This window comes from Conexibacter sp. CPCC 206217, assembly GCF_030646165.1.
Classification (GTDB): domain Bacteria; phylum Actinomycetota; class Thermoleophilia; order Solirubrobacterales; family Solirubrobacteraceae; genus Conexibacter.
Map to the genome: position 1 here is coordinate 61,679 of NZ_JAUTDO010000009.1, position 18,467 is coordinate 80,145.

The window sequence follows — 18,467 nt, forward strand, 5'->3', positions numbered from 1 at the left end:
GCTAGGCGGTCTGCGGGACGGTGCGGCCGACCCACTCGGTGCCCGCGTCGGCTGCCATTCTGTGCAGACGCTCGAAGCTGACGACGTAGTCGTCCTCGGTCTCGAGGTGCTCGCACATGCACGGGAAGTCGGCGTCGTACGCGGCGAGGTGTCTGATGTAGGTCGGGTAGTCCATCTCGCCGTCGCCGACGATGACCTCGTCGAGCCGCAGGAACTGGTAGTGCCGATCCCAGCGGATGTCCTTGAGGTGAGCGGCCCAGATCTTGTCGCCGAGCAGCTCGAACGTGGTGTCGATGACCTCGGTCGTTCTGTAGTAGGTCGCCTGCGAGATCATGTTCATCATGTCGAGGTGAAGCCCGAAGTCGGGGTGGTCGACGGAGCCGATCAGCTCGGCGCAGCCCTCGGGGGAGTAGAAGAACGTCTTGTTGTTGGCCTCGAGGCCGTACTTCGTGTGCTTGAGCTCGATGCCGTCGAGCACGCGCAGGACGAGCTCGCGCAGCTCGGCCTGGAACTCCGGCGTGAAGTTGTAGGCGCACTGTGCGCCGATCTCGTCGGAGGGGTGAGCGCTGCCGGCGAACCCGAGCACGCAGCGGGCTCTCATCAGGTCCGCCTTGCGCAGCAGCGAGCGGCCCAGCTCGACCCGCTCGGTCCGCAGCTCCGGCGTGGGCGCGACCAGGTTGGTGAGGAAGTGCACCTCCGAGATCACGAGGCCGAGCGACGCGGCCTTCTCGCCGAACTCGACGCACTCGTCGTCGTCCATCTCAGGAGTGCGCACCGGCGATGCGATCGCCGACAGTCCGTAGAGGTCGAGCTTCTCGACGATGCGGTCGAGATCGTCCGCGGTCTCCGCGCGGAAGTAGCTCAGTCTCGCGTCGTTTCTCTGGCCGCCTGCGGCTCCCAATTTCATCTCATTCTCCTCATCGTTGTGATAACTCTGCAGATTGCGTACGTGCCCCGATGCGATCGAACATCGGGATGGATATAGCTCGGTTGCCTTACTTCACTGCGTCGCTATAGTCACGCCCCATGGCCAAAGTTATCGTTACACGTGCAATTCCCGGACCCGCGATGCAACAGCTCGTGGAGCGCCACGATGTGAGTGTCTGGCCGGGTGAGTTGGCACCCGCCGCCGAGCAGCTGCGCGAGCTGGTCGCGTCTGCCGACGGGTTGCTGTGCACCAGCGCGGACCGCATCGACGAGCAGCTGCTCGACGCCGCGCCGCGCCTGCGGGCGATCGCCACCTACGCGGTCGGCTCCGACAACATCGACCTGGCCGCCGCCGCGGCGCGCGCCATCCCCGTCGGCGTGACCCCGGACGTGCTGACCGACGCGACGGCTGACATCGCGATCGGCCTGCTGCTCAGCGTCGCACGCCGCCTGCGCGAGGCCGAGGCGGCGGTGCGCGCCGGGAAGTGGGGCCCCTGGACGCCGCAGGCGTGGCTCGGCGCAGACCTGAACGGGGCGCGGCTGTTGATCGTCGGCGCCGGGCGCATCGGCAGAGCGACCGCGCGGCGCGCCCAGGCGTTCGGCATGGAGATCGCGTTCGCCGGCCGCGACGACGACCTGCCCAGCCTGCTCGCGGACGCCGACGTGGTCTCGCTGCACACGCCGCTCACGCCGGCGACGGAGCGGATGATCGACCGTGCCGCACTGGCCGCGATGAAGCGCGGCGCGATCCTGATCAACACCGGGCGCGGCCGGCTCGTCGACCAGGAGGGGCTGCGCGAGGCGCTCGTCAGCGGCCAGCTCGGCGGCGCGGGACTCGACGTCACCGATCCCGAGCCGCTGCCCGCCGACGCGCCGCTGCTGCAGGCGCCGAACCTCGTCGTGCTCCCGCACATCGGCTCGGCGACCCACGCCACGCGCGAGGGGATGACGCGCCTCGCCGTCGCGAACCTGCTGGCGGCGCTGGACGGGCAGCCGATGCCGCATCCCGCTCCCGCTCCCGTTTCCGCGTCGCACGCCTGAACCGCCCTCAGTTCCCGGTCTCGGGAAGCAGGTTCAGGCGCTCGCGCCAGGCCAGCCCGTCGCGGGTTCCCGCGACGGGTCGGTACTCGCACCCGACCCAGCCGCGGTAGCGGAGCGCGCGCAACTGCTCGAAGAAGCGCTCCCAGGCGATCGTTCCGCTGCCGGGCTCGCCGCGGCCGGGAGCGTCGGCGACCTGGACGTGCACGGTGACGTCGATCAGCGCGCGCAGGCGCTCGGCCGGGTCCTCGCCCGCGCGTGCGCAGTGGTAGGCGTCGAACAGCAGGCCGAGCCGCGGGTGCGCGATCGCCTCCACGACCTCGGCCGCATGCTCGCTTGAATCGAGCACGAATCCCGGCGCGTCGCCGTGGTTGAGCGCTTCGATCGCAAGCGTGACAGCGGTCGGCGACGCCTGCTCGACGCACCAGCGGAGGTTGTCGCGGTAGGTGTCGAGCGCGTCCTCCCGCGTGACGCCGTCCGGGCGGATCCCGCCCAGTACGTGGATTACGTCGGCGCCGAGTTCCGTCGCGTACTGCAGCGCCGCGAGCATGCCGTCGCGAAATTCGGACACGCGATCCGGCATGCACGCGCTGCCGTTTCGCGTGGGGGAGTCGGGCGCGCCCGCAGGTGAGTTGATCAGCACCTGCTCGAGGCCCGCGTCGTCGAGTCGCTTGCGCAGCGACGCGGGCGAGCAGGCATACGGGTCGGGGAACTCGACAGCGCGAAAGCCGGCGCGGGCGGCGCTTTCGAAGCGCTGTTCCAACGGCTCCTCCGTGAACAGCCAGCCCAGATTGGCATCGAGGCGGACAGGCGTCGGGACGCTGGAGTCGTCGATCGGCAGCGGCGCCTGCGGGGCCGTCGGTGTCACGTCTCGCTCCTCTCTTCGTCCGCTGCGCCTCGACCTCATCCGAAATCTCGGATAAGAATCCGTACTTGCAGACAGCGACGCTAGCCTGCACAATGGCCCAAGTCAACTGGCGGGTCGTGCAACCGCTGTGACGACCTTGCAGATCACCCGAGGGGGAGCGACCGTCTTGACGAAATCCGAACTGCTGCTTGCGGGACTCGGCCTGCCAGGGCGCGACGTCGGAGACCTCGCACCCTCGGGCAAGCGCTTCCCCGACGCGGCCCAGGTTCGGGTGGAGATCCCGTCGGTGGAAGGCCCCGCGGCGATGGCGAGCGTCATCGCCGCCGCGGCCGAAAGCGGCACGCCGATCCACCGCGTCAGCCAGGGCAGCGGCATCTGGATGCTCGACGACGCCGAGATCCAGGAGATGCTCTCGATCGGCGCAGCCTCCGGCGTCGAGGTGTGCCTGTTCGTCGGCCCGCGCGCGGGCTGGGACATCGGACGCCAGACGCTGAGCTCGTCGGGAGCGGCGATCGGGGCGTCGCTGCGCGGTGCCGATCAGCTCGCCTACGGCATGGAGGACGTGATCCGCGCCTGCGAGCTCGGCCTCCGCAGCGTGCTCGTCGCCGACCTCGGCCAGCTGATGGTGCTGGGCCGGCTCAAACGCGAGGGCGGCCTGCCAGCCGACCTGCAGCTGAAGGTCTCCGTCTCGCTCGCGATCGGCAACCCGGCGACCGCGCGGGTGATGGAGGACCTCGGCGCGACCAGCCTCAACCTCCCGGTCGACCTTCCGGTGGCGGCGATCGCAACGATCCGCCAGGCCGTCGACGTCCCCCTCGACATCTACATCGAGGCCCCCGACGACTTCGGCGGCGGGATGCGCTACCACGACATCCCGGACCTCGCGCGCACGGCCAGCCCGCTGTACCTCAAGTTCGCGGTGCGCAATGCCGCGCACACCTATCCCAGCGGCGGCCACCTCGACTCGCTCGTGCGATCGCTCTCGATCGAGCGCGTGCGGCGCGCCGCTCTCGGCATCGCGCTGCTGCGCCGCCAGGCACCCGACGTGATCGTCAGCGGGGACGCCTCCTCGGTGCCCGGAGCGGCGATGTGAACAGATCTGACGCCTCATCGGCGATCGGCATCGACTTCGGAACGGAGTCCGGTCGGGTCCTGGTCCTCGATCTCGCGACCGGCGCGGAGCTGGCGACCGAGACCGTGCGTTATCGCCACGGCGTCATCGAGGACACGCTCCCGTCGTCGGGAGCGCAGCTCGAGCTGGAGTGGGCGCTGCAGCATCCGCTCGACTACCTGGAGGTGATCGAGCAGGGCATTCCGCTGGCGCTGCAGTCGGCCGGGGTGAGCGGCGACCGCGTCGTCGGCCTGGGCGTGGACTTCACGTCGTGCACGGTCCTTCCGGTCACCGAGGACGGCACGCCGCTGGCGGTCACCGACCGCTGGCGCGATCGCCCGCACGCGTGGCCCAAGCTGTGGAAGCACCACGCCGCGCAGCCGCAGGCCGATCGCCTCACCGAGGTCGCGGTGCAACGCGGCGAGGCGTTCCTCGCCCGCTACGGACAGCGGATCTCATCGGAGTGGTACTTCCCGAAGCTGCTGCAGATCTACCAGGAGGACCGCGGCGTCTACGAGGCGACGGCGGCCTTCCTGGAGGCGACCGACTGGATCGTCTGGCAGCTCACCGGCACGCTGTGCCGATCGCGCTGCGCCGCCGGCTACAAGGCCTTCTGGAACGAGCGCGAGGGGCTTCCGTCGCCGGACTACTTCGAGGCGGCCTGCGCCGGATTCTCCAGCGCTCGCGCGCGGCTCGACGCGCGCTTCGCGGCGCTCGGCACGCGCGCCGGGCTGCTGCGCGCGGACCTCGCCGCACGCGTCGGCCTGCCGGCGACCGTCGCGGTCGCCGTCGGCAACGTCGACTCGTTCGTCTCGGTTCCGGCCGTCGGCGTCGAGCGGCCGGGCACGTTCGTGACGGTCGTCGGCACATCGATCTGCAGCATGGCCGTCGGCGAGGAGGAGCTGCCGATCCCGGGCATCACGGGCGTCGTCGAGGACGGGATCCTGCCCGGGCTGTATGGCTACGAGGCCGGTCAGCCGGCGGTCGGGGACATGCTCGCGTGGTTCGTCGATCGTCTGCTCGGCAGTGCGGGCGGCGGGTACGGCGAGCTGGAGGCGGCCGCCGCCGCACCTGCCCCGGGCGCCGGCGGCCTCGTCGCGCTCGACTGGTGGAACGGCAACCGCTCCGTGCTCGCCGACGCCGACCTCTCCGGCGCGATCGTCGGCATGACGCTGTCGACGACGCCCGCGGAGATCTACCGGGCGCTGCTGGAGTCGATCGCGTACAGCACGCGCTGCATCGTCGACAACTTCACGACGCACGGACTCGGACTGGATCGCGTGGTCGCGTGCGGGGGGATCGCGGAGAAGAGCCCCCTGCTGATGCAGCTGTTCGCCGACGTGACGGGACGCCCGGTCGACGTGCCCGCCTCGTCGCAGGTGCCCGCCCGCGGTGCCGCGCTGTTCGGCGCGGTCGCGGCCGGTCACTTCGCAGACACCGCGAGCGCGGTCGCGGCGCTGCGACCGGCGGTCGCGCGCTCCTACGCGCCCGATCCGGCCGCCAGCGCCGTCTACGCGCAGATCTACGACGTCTACCGATCGCTGCACGACCTGCTCGGGCGCGAGCACGTCGGCCTGATGCACTCGCTGCGGCGCATCCGGCGCGAGGCGACCTCGCCGCAGGGCTGGACGCTCACGCATGCTTGAGCAACTGCGCGACGCGGTCCTGGAGGCGAACCTCGCGCTGACCGCGCACGGCCTCGTGACCCTGACGTGGGGCAACGCCAGCGGCATCGATCGCGAACGCGGGTTGGTGGTGATCAAGGCCAGCGGAGTTCCCTACGCGTCGATGTCGGCCGCTGACCTGGCGGTGGTGACGCTGGACGGCGAGGTCGTGGAGGGCGGGCGTCCGTCGACGGACACGCCGACGCACCTCGCGCTGTACGCCGCGTTCGAAGAGCTCGGCGGCGTCGTCCACACCCACTCGACGTGGGCGACGGCGTGGGCCCAGGCGACGCGCGAGATCCCCGTCCTCGGCACGACCCACGCCGACTTCTCGCCGTTCCCCGTCCCGGTCGCCCGCGAGCTCACCGCGAGCGAGGTGGACGCGGGCTACGAGGCGAGCACCGGGGCCGCGATCGTGGACGCCGTGGGCGATCGTTGCACCGCCGAGGTGCCCGGCGTGCTGCTGCCGTGGCATGGTCCGTTCGCGTGGGGCGCGACCCCGGCGGCGGCAGTCGAGAACGCTGTCACGCTCGAGCAGGTCGCGCGCGTCGCGCTGCTGACGGAGCGGCTGCGTCCGCAGCCCCGGCCGATCCCCGGCCCCGTGCTCGCCAAGCACTTCGAGCGCAAGCACGGGCCGCGCGCCTACTACGGGCAGCGCTGACGGACGCGCCTGGCGCGTCCGTCGTCGAGGTCCCCGCCGCGCTCGCCGTCAGTCAGCGGTCGCGCAGATGCAGGCGCAGCAGCTCGCGCAGGTAGTCGCGGTTGCGCGCGGACACGCTCAGGCCGTCGCCGCCGTAGTGCTCGACGCAGATCGGGCCTGAGAAGCCGGCGTCGAGCGCCATCTTCAGCGCCCGGCGGTAGTCGATCACCCCGAGCTCCGCCGGCGCCGGTGTCGTGAAGTACGCCCCGGTGGCGGGGTCGTGGTCGCGGAAGTAGTTCTTCAGGTGCCAGTGCTTGGCATAGGGGAGGACCTTCTCCAGCACCGACTCCCACGGCTCGATCGGGCGGTGAAGGCGCACGAGGTTGCCGATGTCGGGGTTGATGCCGACGTTCGCGAGGCCGATCTCCCGTACGAGCCTGACGGCGTCGTCCGCTGTGCCGAGATAGGACTCCTCGTACAGCTCGAGCGACACCTGCACGCCGCGCTCGGCGGCGTATGCGCCGACCTCGCGCAGGCGCTGGACCGCGAGCTCCCAGCGTTGCGAATCGCCGTGCGGGTCGCCGTCCCAAGGCGCCAGCCAGAACCATTCGGCCGCCTCCTGCTCGGCGGTCAACGGCCGGTGCAGCCCGGTCCCCACGACGCTCGCGCCGAGCACGACCGCGGCATCGACCGTGCGCAGCGTCGAGGCGAGGTGCTCGCGCGCGAGCGCGTCGTCGGGGTCGATGACGCTCTGGCGCGCGATCGAGATCGCGCTGACGCGCAGGCCCGCGCCCTCGACGCAGCGGGCGAGCTCGCGCAGCCGCTCCGGCTCGAGGTCACCCGGCCGCAGCCAGGAGGTCGTGACGTCGACGTGGTCGAAGCCGGCGGCGGCGACCTCGTCGAGCACCTTCGCCCATGCCTCGGCCGGGGCGTCCTGCACGCTGCGCCCGGCCGCGTCGACGCCGGGGAACTGCAGCAGCGCCGCGCCGATCGGCCACTGGTCGGCTGTCATCGACATCGGGTCACGCCTCCACGGGAGCCGCGTCGGCGGATGCGCCGAGGCCGCGGACGAAGTCGGGGAAGCCGGCCATCAGGTCGGCGCTCGCGGACATCCGCTGGCCGGGCAGCGATGCCGGCTCGCATTTGTAGCCGACCCAGCCGGAGAAGCCGCGCGCGGCGAGCTCGGTGAACATCCGCTGCGCCTGGACGATGCCGGTGCCGTACTTCGCCAGCTCGAACCGCACGTGGAAGTAGCGGCCGTCGAAGCGGCCGAACTCCTTGTCCCGCACGACCTGCCGGTCGGCGAAGCAGATCTTGTGGATGTGCTGCGCGTAGCGGTCGATCAGCGCGAACATGTCCTCCTGCATCACCAGAACGTGATCGCAGGAGAACTCGACGCCGAAGCGCGGGTCGCCGGCACGCTCGACGGAGGCCAGCGTCTCGCCCGCGTTCGCGCGGCCGATGTGGTTCTGGATCACCACGCTGGTCACCTCCGGGATGCCGTCGAGGCCGCGCGCGACCGACTGCCAGACGCGGTCGAGGTACTCGTCGTAGGAGGCCGCCGGCGGGAACGCCTGCTCCGGGCTGATCATCAGGCGCGGCGCGCCGACCTTGCGCGCGAGCTCGGCGTGGCGCGCGATCTCGTCCTCGAACAGCGTCCATGAGCCGGAATCCGGGAGCTCGGGGTCGAGCGGCGAGCAGAGCAGGCTCGAGACCTCGACGCCGGCGCGCTCGAAGGCGGTCCGGATGCGCTCCAGCTGCTCGTCGGTGGACACGAGGCTCAGGTCGGCGATCCGGCCGGCGTCGTCGCCGCGGGCGGCCCGCAGGTCGACGCCGTCGTATCCCCATTCCTTCGCGTGCCCGGCGATCTGCTCGATCGTCCACTCGGGCTCTCCGAGCATCCAAAAGCAGAGCTTCATCGATCTCGTCCTCCTCGTTCGCTTCCCGGCCGGCTGCGCGCCGGAGTTCACTTGATCGCCAGCGCGTTGGCCGGCGAGCCGACGCCGGCGCGCGTGCGGATCGGGGCGCTGATCACCGCGCACTCGTGCACGCCGTCGGCACGGCAGTCCGCGGCCAGCGGTCCGAGGTTCCAGAGCTCGCCGAGCGCGAGGCCCAGCTCGCCGATCAGAACCGTGTGCAGGAACCCGAACGGGTAGGCGGCCTCGCTCTGGTCGGGCGGCCAGGCCTCGATCGCGATGTTGTCGACGACCACCATGCTGATGTGCAGGTCCCAGAGGTACTCGGCCATCTCCTCGGACTGCTCGAGGCCGGCGTTGCGCACGTCCGCGACATACGCGCGGCGGTCGTCGCGCCCGAGCGCCGACCACCAGTCGACGAAGCCGGTGTGCAGCAGCATGACGTCGCCCGGCTGGAACGTGAGGCCCGTGCGGGCCCGCGCCGACTCGAGGTCGGCGACGGTGATCGGCACGCGCGTCCCGACGCGCGGCTCGCCGCCCGGACCCATCCCGAGTTGCTGCGCCATGTCGAGGACGATCCCGCGGCCGACGATCCCCTTCGTCGCCCACGCGTCGATCGAGTTACGTCTGCCCGAGCGGATCTCCGCCGCGGTCGCTCCGCCGTAGAAGACACCGTCAGCTGCGCCGATGTGGCCGAGCGAGTCGATCTGGCTGGAGGCCTGGGGATAGAAGTTGTCGAGTACGTCGTCGAAGGCACGTGCGCTGCCCGGCAGGATCGTGTGGCGCGGCGGCGTGCGCTGCCCGAAGAACGGTGGGTCGAAGAGGTCCAGCGGCGCTGACAGCGAGAAGACCTCGCCGCGCCGCGCGAGTCGCAGCGCCTCGACGATCCGCTGCGGCGTCTGAAGGTTCATGAGGCCGAGGTCGTCCCCGTCCCCGAACAGGCCCCATCCGCTCCCCGCGCCGCTGACTCCCCGCGGCAGGTCGCGATACGCGGGCAGCCCGGTGCCCGTGCGGTCTTCTCGCATCTCTCACTCCGTCCGTGACTGGCTCGGCTGGCGGCGAGACCATAACATATGGTTCGAGAATCCAGACAAGTATCCGAAATACCGGATGGAGTGAGGCGCCAGCTATGGAAGACGACTCGGTGACACGATTCGCACGGGCCGGCGTCCGCGCGCGCACACCGCCGGACGCGCCCGGTGGCCACCGCGGGATGGGGCGCCGATCAGTCGGCCGAGACGGCCAGCTCGGGCGTCCCGAGGCGGCGCGACATCTGCGCCGCCGCCTCGACGACCAGCTCGATCAGCCGCGCCTCCTGGTCGTCCCAGCGCATGATCGGCACCGAGACGCTCACGCCCGCGACGATCTGCTGGTCGCGGTCGCGCACCGGCGCCGCCACGCAGCGCACGGCTTCGTTGGACTCGCAGTCGTCCAACGCGAAGCCGGTCAGGCGGATCTGCTCCAGCTCGCGTCGCAGCTGGCCGACGTCGGTGATGCTGTTCGGCGTCAGACCGGGCAGCGGTCCGTCGCCCAGCCGCAGCGTCAGCTCCTCGTCGCTGAGACCGGAGAGCAGAGCCTTGCCGGTGCCCGTGCAATGCGCGAGCACGCGACGCCCGACCTCCGAGATCAGGCGCAGCGAGTTGGTCCCGTCGACGCGAGCGATGTAGACGGCCTCGACGCCGTCGAGGATCGCCACCTGCGCCGTCTCCTGGCACTCGTCGACCAGCCAGCGGGCGGCGACGGCTCCCTCCTCCGCGAGGTCGAGTCCGGAGCGGTAGGCGCTGCCGAGCTCGAACGCGCGCAGGCCCAGTCGGTAGCCCGCCGGCGTCAGCTCCAGGTAGTGGCGCTCGCGCAAGGTGAACAGCAGTTCGTGCATCGTGCTGCGCGGGATGCCAAGGCGCTCTGCCAGGTCCCTCGCGGACAGCGGCCCGCGCTCCCGCAGGAATATCTCGAGGATGTCGAACGCCCGGCTGGCAGCGTTTACGAGGCGAGCCATGATCCGTCGGAGTTTATCGATCCGCTGCCGATCGTTGAGCGGTTGGTTGCAAGCTCCGGTCGCTGCGCGGACGTGCGGCCGTCGTCGTCGCGCGGGCGCCTGAACGGAACGGATCGTTGACAGCCGTGCCCGCGCCCGCCGCCCGCCGGTCGGTCGGCCGCCCGGGTCGCCTGGTCGTCGTCCTGGGCGCGCTGACGGCGTTCGGCCCGCTCACGATGGATCTCTACCTGCCAGGGCTGCCCGACCTCGCCGAGGATCTCGGCACGGGCGTCGCCGACGTGCAGGTGACGGTGACGGCCTGCGTGCTCGGACTCGCGTTCGGTCAGGTGCTCGCTGGGCCGATCGGCGACACGTTCGGCCGCCGGCGTCCACTGCTGATCGGCCTGGCGCTGTTCACGCTGGCGTCGGTCGGCTGCGCGCTCGCGAGCTCGATCGGGATGCTGAACGCGCTGCGTGTCGTCCAGGGCCTCGCCGGAGCCACCGGCATCACGCTCGCCCGGGCGATGGTCCGCGACTCGTTCGAAGGCGCGGAGGTCGCGCGGATGTACTCGAGCCTCGCCGCCGTCGTCAGCGTCGCCCCGATCGTCGCACCGCTGGTGGGCGCTCTGCTGCTCGCCGTCGGCAACTGGCGCTTCCTGTTCCTGTTCCTGGCTGTCGTCGGTGCTGTCCTCTTGATCGTCAGCGCGGCTTGGACCGCCGAGACGCTTCCGCGCGCACGGCGTCGCTCGGGTCATCCCGCCGACATCCTGCGCACCTATCGGGACCTCCTGCGCGACCGCGGCTACCTCTCGTACACGGTCCCGCTCGCGATGTCGGCGGTCCTGATGTTCGGCTTCCTGACCGCGTCGTCGTTCGTCTACCAGGACGTCTACGGGGTCAGTCCGCAGGTCTACGGCCTGCTCTTCGGCGTCAACGGCTGCGTGCTGATGGCCAGCAACATCGTCAACAAGCGGCTGGTCGGGCGCGTGCCGCAGCGACGGCTGCTCGAGGTCGGGCTGGTCTGGATCGCGGGCGGCGGATCCGTGCTGGCGATCGCCGGCATCGCGGGCGCCGGCGCGATGGTGGTGATCCCGCTCGTCTCGGTCGCGTGCTGCGGCCTCGGCATGGTCAACCCCAACGCGACGGCCCTCGCCCTCACCGAGCAGAAGGAGCGAGCCGGCTCGGCGGCCGGCCTGATGGGCCTGCTGCAGTTCGCGGCGGGAGCGATCGTGCCGCCGGTGCTCGGTGCGATCGGCACGAGCCCCGCGACGATGGGCGGCGTGATGGCGACGGGCGGGGTGCTCGCGCTGGCGTCGTTCGCCGTGTTGTCGATCCGGCGCGAGGGCGCGCCGGCGTCGGCGGCGTCATGAGCCGCCCGCGCGCACGCGGCCGACGCGCGGGGGCGCGCGCCGTGACCTGCGCGCTACGCGCCGGCGGCCGTGCCGGGCGACGCGCCGAACAGGTCGCGACGGCGGTGGGCCTCGTCGGGACGGTCGGCGAGCGTCGCGGCGTGCGCGACGTCGAGCGGCTCGATGCCGCCGGCCGCGAGCGCGACCGCGCGCACGCGCGCGGCCTTCACGCACATGTCGGTCACCGCCTCGACGGCGGCCGCGCTCTCGCCGAGCGCGACGATCCCGTGGTTGGCCAGCAGCAGCAGTCGCGGCGCGGGCGCCCCGCCGCGCGGCGCGCGCAGCACGTCGGCGACGGCACGGCCCAGTGCGAGGCCGGGCTCGTGGTAGGCGACCCACGCGGGCGTTCCCAGCACGACCATCTCGTCGGGGAACAGCGGTGCCGCCCACAGGCTGGCGGCGCCAGGCGTGCACAGCAGGCCGACGACGGGGCTCGGATGGGTGTGCGCGACCCAGCGCGCGCCGCCGTGGACGACCGCCGCGACGTGCACGAGCGTCTCCAGCGAGGCGCGCGCGCCTGCCGGTCCGGCGACGCTGGTGAGCGCTTCGTCGAGCGCCTCCTGCGTGCTGGCGGGATCGTCGAGCAGCGCGACGAGCGGGGCCGGTTCGACGAGCGCGAAGTCCTCGGGGCGGGCGCCGTCCATCCGCGCGCCGCTGCGCTTGACCGCGATGGTGCCGTCAGCGAGCACGGTCGACGTGTTGCCCTCCGCGAGCACCACGAGGTCGCGCGAGCGCGCGCCCAGTCGGCGGCTCAGGTCGACGAGGGCGGAAGGGACGGCGGAGGGATCGACGCGGACGCTCATCGCGACTCCGGGGAGTCGAGCGCGGCGAGGAGGGCAATCACGTTCAAAGCATGTCACGGCTGCGCGTGCGCTGGCATGGCGGCGCGCCCAAAGGAGGTGATCGACCTGTGGTGAGTACGAAGATGCACGGTCCGGTCGCCGCCGTCGACCTCGGTGCTCAGAGCGGGCGGGTCGCGCTCGGCGCGGTCGTCGGCGGGAGACTCGACCTCCAACTGGTGCACCGCTTCGCCAACGAGTCCGTCGACCTCCGCGGCCGGCTGCTGTGGAACGTGCTGGGCATCTTCGCCGAGATCAAGCGCGGGCTGCGCGAGGCGGCGCGCCGCGGCGGCGAGGTCGAGTCGGTCGCGGTCGACGCGTGGGGTCTGGACTATGCGCTGCTGGACGCGGGCGGCCTGCCGGTCGGCCCGGTCTTCCACCATCGCGATCGCCGCACCGACGGGATGATCGAGCGGGCTCTGATGCGGGTCCCGCGCGACCAGATCTACGCTCGCACCGGAACGCAGTTCATGACGGCGAACACGCTCGACCAGCTTCTCGCCGAGGCGCCGTCGACGCTGGCGCGGGCCGATCGGCTCTTGATGATCCCCGCGCTGATGGCTTACTGGCTGTCGGGTCACGGCGCGTGCGAGCCGACGATCGCGAGCACGACGCAGCTGTTCGACGTGCGCGCCGGCAGCTGGGCGCACGACCTGGTGGGGATGCTGGGCATCCCGGCGCGGCTGCTGCCGCCGATCGTGGGATCGCACGAGCCGCTCGGCCCGCTGCTGCCGGAGGTCGTCGCCGACGCCGGCCTGGCGCGCGCGCCGCTGGTGCGGCTCGGCGCCAGCCACGACACAGCGGCTGCGCTCGTCGCCGTGCCGGCCGCCGACGAGCAGTTCGCGTATGTCTCCAGCGGGACGTGGTCGCTCGTCGGCGTCGAGACGCGCGCGCCCGTGCTGTCGCAGGCCGCCTGTGCGGCGAACGTGACCAACGAGTTGGGCGTCGACGGGACGGTGCGCCTGCTGAAGAACGTCACCGGCCTGTGGACGCTGACGCAGGCGCAGCGAACATGGGAGCGGGAGGGACGCCCGCAGGACCTCGCGCAGCTGCTCGCGGCCGCGGCGCGGCTGCCGGCCGGGCACGCCGTCGTCGACGTCGACGACCCGTCGCTGCGGCTGCCCGGCGACGTGCCCGCGCGGTTGCGCGCGCTCTGCGCCGCCGCCGGAGAACCGCTGCCCGAGCATCCCGCGGAGGTCGTGCGGGTCCTCGTCGACTCGCTGGCATGCAAATACGCGCTGGTGATCGAGCAGGTCGCCGCGCTCGGCGGCGTGACGCCGTCGGCCGTCCACGTCGTCGGCGGCGGGAGCCAGAACGAGCTGCTGTCGCAGACGACCGCCGACGCGACCGGCCTGCCGGTGATCGCCGGCCCGGTCGAGGCGACGGTCGCCGGCAACGTGCTGTGGCAGCTGCACGACGGGATCGGCGACCTGTGGGATCTGCGCGAGGTCGTGCGCCGCTCGACGCGGCTGCGTCGTTACGAGCCCGCGCGCGCGGGCGCGCGAGCGCTCGAACCCGCGCGTCACCGGCTCGCGGCCACGGCCGCCCGCAGCAGGTCGCGCATCGCAACCGTCTCGGACAGGGGATGAGCGCGTCGCGATCGGCCTGCGCGATCGCCTGCGACACCAGCTGGGGCGATCAGGATGGACATGCGCTCACCTCCGGCAGCGGCGCGGCGGAGCGGCGTCCGAGGACGAAGAGGGCGGCGCCCGTGGCGCCGAGGCCGCCGATCACCGCGATCGTCGCCATCGGCGCCACGGAGCTGCTGCCTCCGATCCCGGCCAGCGGGGCGATCGCGGCGGCGAGGGCGAACTGCGTGAGCCCCATCAGCGCCGAACCGGCCCCGGCGATGCGCGTGTGGTTGGCGAGCCCGATCGCCACGAGGTTTCCCTGCGAGAAGCCCCAACTGGCGACGAGCAGCATCAGCGACGCTTCGAGCGCGATCAGCCCGAGGCCGCCGACGGCGACGGCCGCGAGGCCGGCGCAGCCGGCGAGCAGGAGCGCGAGGCCGACGCGCGTCAGCGTCGCCAGCCCGACGCGATGGAGCAGATGGGCGTTGATCTGGCTCGACGCGACCATCACGAGGCCGTTGACGCCGAAGAGGATCGCGAACAGCTGCGGCGAGCCGCCATAGCGATCGGTGACGAGGAACGGCGTCATCGAGACGTAGGCGGTCAGCACCGTGGCCATCAGTCCCGTCGTGACGATGCAGCCGACGTACACGCGGTCGCGCAGGAGCGTGGCGTACGCCGCGCGCGCGGCGGCCGGCGAGCCGGAGCGGCGCAGTTCGGGGGCGAGCGTCTCCGGCAGCTTCAGCGCAACAGCGCTGACGAGCAGGACTCCGAAGATGGCGTTCGCGACGAAGACGCCGTGCCAGCTCGTCGCGCCCGCGACCGCCGAGCCGATCAGCGGCGCCACCATCGGAGCGACGCCGTAGATCAGCGTCAGGCGCGAGTAGTAGCGCGCCGAGTCCTCGAGCCCGTAGAGGTCGCGCACGATCGAGCGCGCGATCACGATGCCGCTCGCGCCGGCGGCGCCCTGCAGGATCCGCCCGAGGCAGAGCAGGGGCAGCGTCGTCGCGCTCGCGCACAGGATCGAGCTGACGGTGAACAGCGCCAGTCCGACCAGCAGCGGCCGCCGTCGGCCGAAGACGTCGCTGAGCTCGCCGAAGACGAGCTGCCCGAGCGCCAATCCGACCAGGAACAGCGCGATCGTCAGCTGCGCCGACGACGTCGAGGTGCCGAGGTCGTCGGCGACCTGCGGAAGTGCCGGCGTGTACATGTCCATCGCCGCCGGCGCAGCTGCGGAGAGCGCGCCGAGCAGCACGAAGAAGCCGACGCCGGCAGTCGGCCGGCGCACCGCCTGCGCCGTCGGCCCGGCGCTCACGAACGCGTGCGGAGGAGTCCGCGGGGCTGCGAGAGGGAAGTCATGGGCTGTCTCTTTTCAGGCCGCGGACGGCTGCCGGGGTTGACTTGCGCGATGGACCAGGTTAGCGTCGCAGTCTACAAAGTCGGAAGACCATCCGGTATTTCGGAAAAGATCGCAGCTGAGGAGAGTGCGTTCTGTGGGGTCGAGGAGTCATGCAGTTGGCACTCAGTGTCGAACGCGATCGACGTCAACCGTCGTGTGCGGCGCGCGCCGCCGTGACGTGTCACCCGTGAGGGGGCGGCCATGAGCGTCGAAGCAGAGCGGCTTCCCGTTCAGGGCGCCGCTTCGATCCGGTGGCGCCGGCTGCTGATGCGGCTGGGCATCGTGGGTCGCGGGCCGGCCGTGTTGCTGATCCTGCTGACCGGGGCAGCGGTCATCGCCCCGGCGGTCTACGTGTTCAATTATGCGTTCGCGGGCAACCCCTCCGGGGTCAGCCAGATGCTGAACGCGACGGGCAGTTGGAATCTCGTCGTCAGCACGCTCGAGCTCGCGCTCGGGTCCGGCGCGTTGGCGTTGGTGATGGGGACGACGCTGGCGTGGTTCGCCAGCCGGCTCGGACCCCGCTGGCGCTGGCTCGCGAACGTCCCGTTCCTGCCGCTGGTGGTGCCGCAGCTGGCGATGGTGACCGGCTACGTCTACCTGCTGAATCCGTCGATCGGGTACGTCAACCAGATCTACCGGTCGCTGTTCGGGGGCACGTACGGCCCGATCAATCCATACACGCTGCCGTGGATGATCATCATCGGCAGCTTCGTCCTGACCTCGATCGTCTTCCTGTTCGTCAAGACCGCGCTCGCGCAGTTGAGCCAGGAGCTGCTCGACGCGGGGTCGGTGTTCGGCTGCGGGCCGACGAGATTGCTGTGGAAGGTCGTGCTGCCCGTCATGCGGCCGGCGCTGATCTACGGTGCCATGACGACGTTGCTGCTGGGCATCGGCCAGATCACCGTGCCGATCATCTTCGGCAGCCCCGTGGGCATCCACGTGCTGGGGACCTCGATCTACGCGAACACGGCTTCCAGTTCGCCGAACTTCAACCTCGCCGCGGCCTATGGCCTGCCGATCCTCGTCGTCGGGATCATCGCGCTGATCTTCCAGCGCGTCATGCTGCGCGACGCCGCTCGCTACGTCACGGTCGGCGGCCGTGGCTCGCGGCCGGCCACCGAGCAGTCCGGCTGGGCCGGTCCGACCGTCTTGATCGTGTACGCGCTCATCTCGCTGGTGCTGCCGCTGATCGCGATCGTGATCGTCTCGCTGCAGCCGTTCTGGAGCGGCCACATCAGAGTCGGCGACTTCACGCTGCACAACTACTCGCTGATCTTCTCCCAAGACGATCTGCGCGAGGCGGTCACCAACAGCTTCAAGTACGCGGTCGCCACCGTGCTGATCGGCGTGCCGGTGACACACGGCTGCGCGCGGATCATCTACGCGAATCGCCGCATCCCGGTGCTCTCGTCGATTCAGGACGCGATCGTCAACCTCCCGCTCGTCGTGCCGACGGCGATCTTCGGCCTCGGCTTCCTGCTGCTGTACACGGAGACATCCGTCGGGCTCTACGGCAACGCGTGGGGGATCATCATCCTCTGGGTCGTCCTGATCCTGCCGATCGCGACGCGCCTGCAGCTGACGGCCTTGGTGAACCTGGGGCCCGAGCTGAACGCGGCGGCAAGGACCTGCGGCGCCGGCTTCCTACGGCGCGTCCTCACGATCGACCTGCCGCTCCTGCGCCCTGCGCTGGCCGGCGGCGCGGCGCTGGTGATGGTGGTCTCGATGCAGGAGTTCACCGCATCGATCTTCGTCGCGTCGATGAACACCCAGGTGATGGGCACTCAGCTCTACCAGCTTTTCTCTTTTGTTGGCTACTCGCAGGCAGGGGCGATGTCGATCGTCATGTGTGTGATTACCGCGCTCGGTGTGGGTCTCGCGTTCCTGTTCGGGGGACGTGGCGCGCTGAGCAGCACCTCGAAGGGACGTGCGACCGTTGGCTAGAATCACTGCAGAGGGCGTCACCAAGAGCTACAAGGTGCGCCGTCGCCAGATCGACGCCGTCCGCGGCGTCTCGTTCGACGTCACCGAAGGCGAGCTGCTCGTCCTCTTGGGACCGAGCGGCTGCGGCAAGACGACGACGCTGCGCTGCCTGGCCGGGCTCGAGGAGCCCACTGACGGCGCGATCGTGCTCGGCGACCGTCCGGTGTTCGACCGGCAGAAGGGCGTCAACGTGCCGTCGAACAAGCGCAACCTGGGGATGGTCTTCCAGAGCTTTGCGCTGTGGCCGCACCTGACGGCGTACCAGAACATCCAGTTCCCGCTCAAGGCGCGGCGCGTCTCGCGCCAGCAGCACTCGGCGCTGGTGTCCGAGGCGGCGCGGCTCGTCGACCTCGACGAATCGCTGCTGCAGAACCGACCGGGCCAGCTCAGCGGCGGGCAGCAGCAGCGCGTCGCGCTGGCGCGCGCGCTGGTGGGCAACCCGTCGATCGTGCTGTTCGACGAGCCGCTCAGCAACCTCGACGCCAAGCTGCGCGAGCAGCTGCGCACAGAGCTGCGGACGCTGCACCGTCGCGTCGGATTCACCGGCGTGTACGTCACGCACGACCTGCTCGAAGCCGCCGTGCTGGGCGACAAGGTCGCCGTGATGCACAGAGGCGAGATCGCGCAGCTCGGCGCGCCGGAGGCGGTCTTCGACCACCCGACCGGCGTCGACGTCGCCGAGCTGGTGGGCTATCGCCGCCTGACGGCGGCCGTCCGCGGCGAGGGTGCCTGGCGCTCCGGCGAGCTCGAGCTCGAAGGCGCGCTGCCGTCCACGACGATGGCGCCCGAGTCGCTGCGCGTCTACGCGCGGCCGGTGCACGTCACGGTCAGTCTCTCGTCCGCGCCGCTGGATGTCGGCATGGCTCGCATCGGCGGCTGGACGATCGACGAGCTGGAGGTCACCGGCGATCACGCCGACGTGCTCGTGAGCAAGGGCGAGGAGTCGGTCCGCCTGCCCGTCGAGCCGCGATCCGTCACCGGGATGGCGCGCGGCGACGTCATCGCGCTCGACATCCCAGGTTCCAAGGTTCGCTTCTTCGAGCCGGACGGGACGTCTTGGTCCAACAGCCGGCACGCCGCCGAGCCCAACCCAGCGGACGTCAAGAGCCGCCAACCGATCAGCTGAC

General features: G+C 71.2%; 16 protein-coding genes. 8 read left to right on the forward strand and 8 right to left on the reverse strand.

Annotation, left to right across the window (positions count from 1 at the left end):
• Position 1: 1 nt before the first annotated feature.
• Complete coding sequence (locus Q7L65_RS22205; RefSeq protein ID WP_304724640.1) at positions 2-907, reverse strand: sugar phosphate isomerase/epimerase; 906 nt, start codon at positions 905-907, stop codon at positions 2-4.
• A gap of 119 nt (positions 908-1,026) precedes the next feature.
• Here Q7L65_RS22205 and Q7L65_RS22210 point away from each other — a divergent pair, with 119 nt between their 5' ends.
• Positions 1,027-1,968: a D-glycerate dehydrogenase gene (locus Q7L65_RS22210; RefSeq protein ID WP_304724641.1), complete on the forward strand. Its 942-nt coding sequence runs from the start codon at positions 1,027-1,029 to the stop codon at positions 1,966-1,968.
• Between the two features lie 7 nt (positions 1,969-1,975).
• Here the strand turns inward: Q7L65_RS22210 and Q7L65_RS22215 are convergent, their stop codons facing one another.
• Positions 1,976-2,833, reverse strand: a complete 858-nt coding sequence (locus tag Q7L65_RS22215) for a hydroxypyruvate isomerase family protein (RefSeq protein WP_304724642.1) — start codon at positions 2,831-2,833, stop codon at positions 1,976-1,978.
• Between the two features lie 166 nt (positions 2,834-2,999).
• Between Q7L65_RS22215 and Q7L65_RS22220 the strand changes: the two genes are divergently transcribed.
• The 3 genes from Q7L65_RS22220 to araD are packed head-to-tail and all read left to right on the forward strand — an operon-like array spanning position 3,000 to position 6,269.
• Positions 3,000-3,926: a U32 family peptidase gene (locus Q7L65_RS22220; protein ID WP_304724643.1), complete on the forward strand. Its 927-nt coding sequence runs from the start codon at positions 3,000-3,002 to the stop codon at positions 3,924-3,926.
• Complete coding sequence (locus tag Q7L65_RS22225) at positions 3,923-5,590, forward strand: ribulokinase (RefSeq protein WP_304724645.1); 1,668 nt, start codon at positions 3,923-3,925, stop codon at positions 5,588-5,590. Before Q7L65_RS22220 ends, Q7L65_RS22225 begins: the two co-directional genes overlap by 4 nt.
• Positions 5,583-6,269: an L-ribulose-5-phosphate 4-epimerase AraD gene (gene araD, locus Q7L65_RS22230; protein ID WP_304724646.1), complete on the forward strand. Its 687-nt coding sequence runs from the start codon at positions 5,583-5,585 to the stop codon at positions 6,267-6,269. Before Q7L65_RS22225 ends, araD begins: the two co-directional genes overlap by 8 nt.
• A gap of 52 nt (positions 6,270-6,321) precedes the next feature.
• Here araD and Q7L65_RS22235 read toward each other — a convergent pair whose 3' ends face one another.
• The 4 genes from Q7L65_RS22235 to Q7L65_RS22250 form a co-directional block, all read right to left on the reverse strand.
• The gene (locus Q7L65_RS22235; RefSeq protein ID WP_304724647.1) at positions 6,322-7,266 is read right to left on the reverse strand and encodes a sugar phosphate isomerase/epimerase; all 945 of its coding nucleotides are present in this window, start codon (positions 7,264-7,266) and stop codon (positions 6,322-6,324) included.
• 4 nt (positions 7,267-7,270) lie between these two features.
• The gene (locus Q7L65_RS22240; RefSeq protein WP_304724649.1) at positions 7,271-8,167 is read right to left on the reverse strand and encodes a sugar phosphate isomerase/epimerase; all 897 of its coding nucleotides are present in this window, start codon (positions 8,165-8,167) and stop codon (positions 7,271-7,273) included.
• A gap of 47 nt (positions 8,168-8,214) precedes the next feature.
• Positions 8,215-9,189, reverse strand: coding sequence for a cyclase family protein (locus Q7L65_RS22245; RefSeq protein WP_304724650.1), 975 nt, complete (start codon positions 9,187-9,189; stop codon positions 8,215-8,217).
• 200 nt (positions 9,190-9,389) lie between these two features.
• A complete protein-coding gene (locus Q7L65_RS22250; RefSeq protein ID WP_304724652.1) occupies positions 9,390-10,160 on the reverse strand; it encodes an IclR family transcriptional regulator in 771 nt (256 codons plus the stop codon).
• Between the two features lie 125 nt (positions 10,161-10,285).
• Between Q7L65_RS22250 and Q7L65_RS22255 the strand changes: the two genes are divergently transcribed.
• The gene (locus Q7L65_RS22255; protein WP_304724654.1) at positions 10,286-11,509 is read left to right on the forward strand and encodes a multidrug effflux MFS transporter; all 1,224 of its coding nucleotides are present in this window, start codon (positions 10,286-10,288) and stop codon (positions 11,507-11,509) included.
• Positions 11,510-11,562: 53 nt separating this feature from the next.
• On the opposite strand, the gene Q7L65_RS22260 is transcribed toward Q7L65_RS22255, so the two are convergent.
• The gene (locus Q7L65_RS22260) at positions 11,563-12,351 is read right to left on the reverse strand and encodes a class II aldolase/adducin family protein (protein WP_304724655.1); all 789 of its coding nucleotides are present in this window, start codon (positions 12,349-12,351) and stop codon (positions 11,563-11,565) included.
• A 110-nt stretch (positions 12,352-12,461) separates the two neighbouring features.
• Here Q7L65_RS22260 and Q7L65_RS22265 point away from each other — a divergent pair, with 110 nt between their 5' ends.
• Positions 12,462-13,976, forward strand: a complete 1,515-nt coding sequence (locus Q7L65_RS22265; RefSeq protein WP_304724656.1) for a rhamnulokinase family protein — start codon at positions 12,462-12,464, stop codon at positions 13,974-13,976.
• Positions 13,977-14,025: 49 nt separating this feature from the next.
• On the opposite strand, the gene Q7L65_RS22270 is transcribed toward Q7L65_RS22265, so the two are convergent.
• On the reverse strand, positions 14,026-15,273 hold the full coding sequence (locus Q7L65_RS22270) for a multidrug effflux MFS transporter (RefSeq protein ID WP_304724657.1): 1,248 nt from the start codon (positions 15,271-15,273) through the stop codon (positions 14,026-14,028).
• A 285-nt stretch (positions 15,274-15,558) separates the two neighbouring features.
• Between Q7L65_RS22270 and Q7L65_RS22275 the strand changes: the two genes are divergently transcribed.
• Positions 15,559-17,301 (forward strand): iron ABC transporter permease, encoded by a 1,743-nt coding sequence (locus Q7L65_RS22275; protein ID WP_304724658.1) that lies wholly within the window; start codon positions 15,559-15,561, stop codon positions 17,299-17,301.
• Positions 17,294-18,466, forward strand: a complete 1,173-nt coding sequence (locus Q7L65_RS22280) for an ABC transporter ATP-binding protein (RefSeq protein WP_304724659.1) — start codon at positions 17,294-17,296, stop codon at positions 18,464-18,466. The genes Q7L65_RS22275 and Q7L65_RS22280 overlap by 8 nt, the downstream gene beginning before the upstream one ends.
• Position 18,467 lies beyond the last annotated feature (1 nt).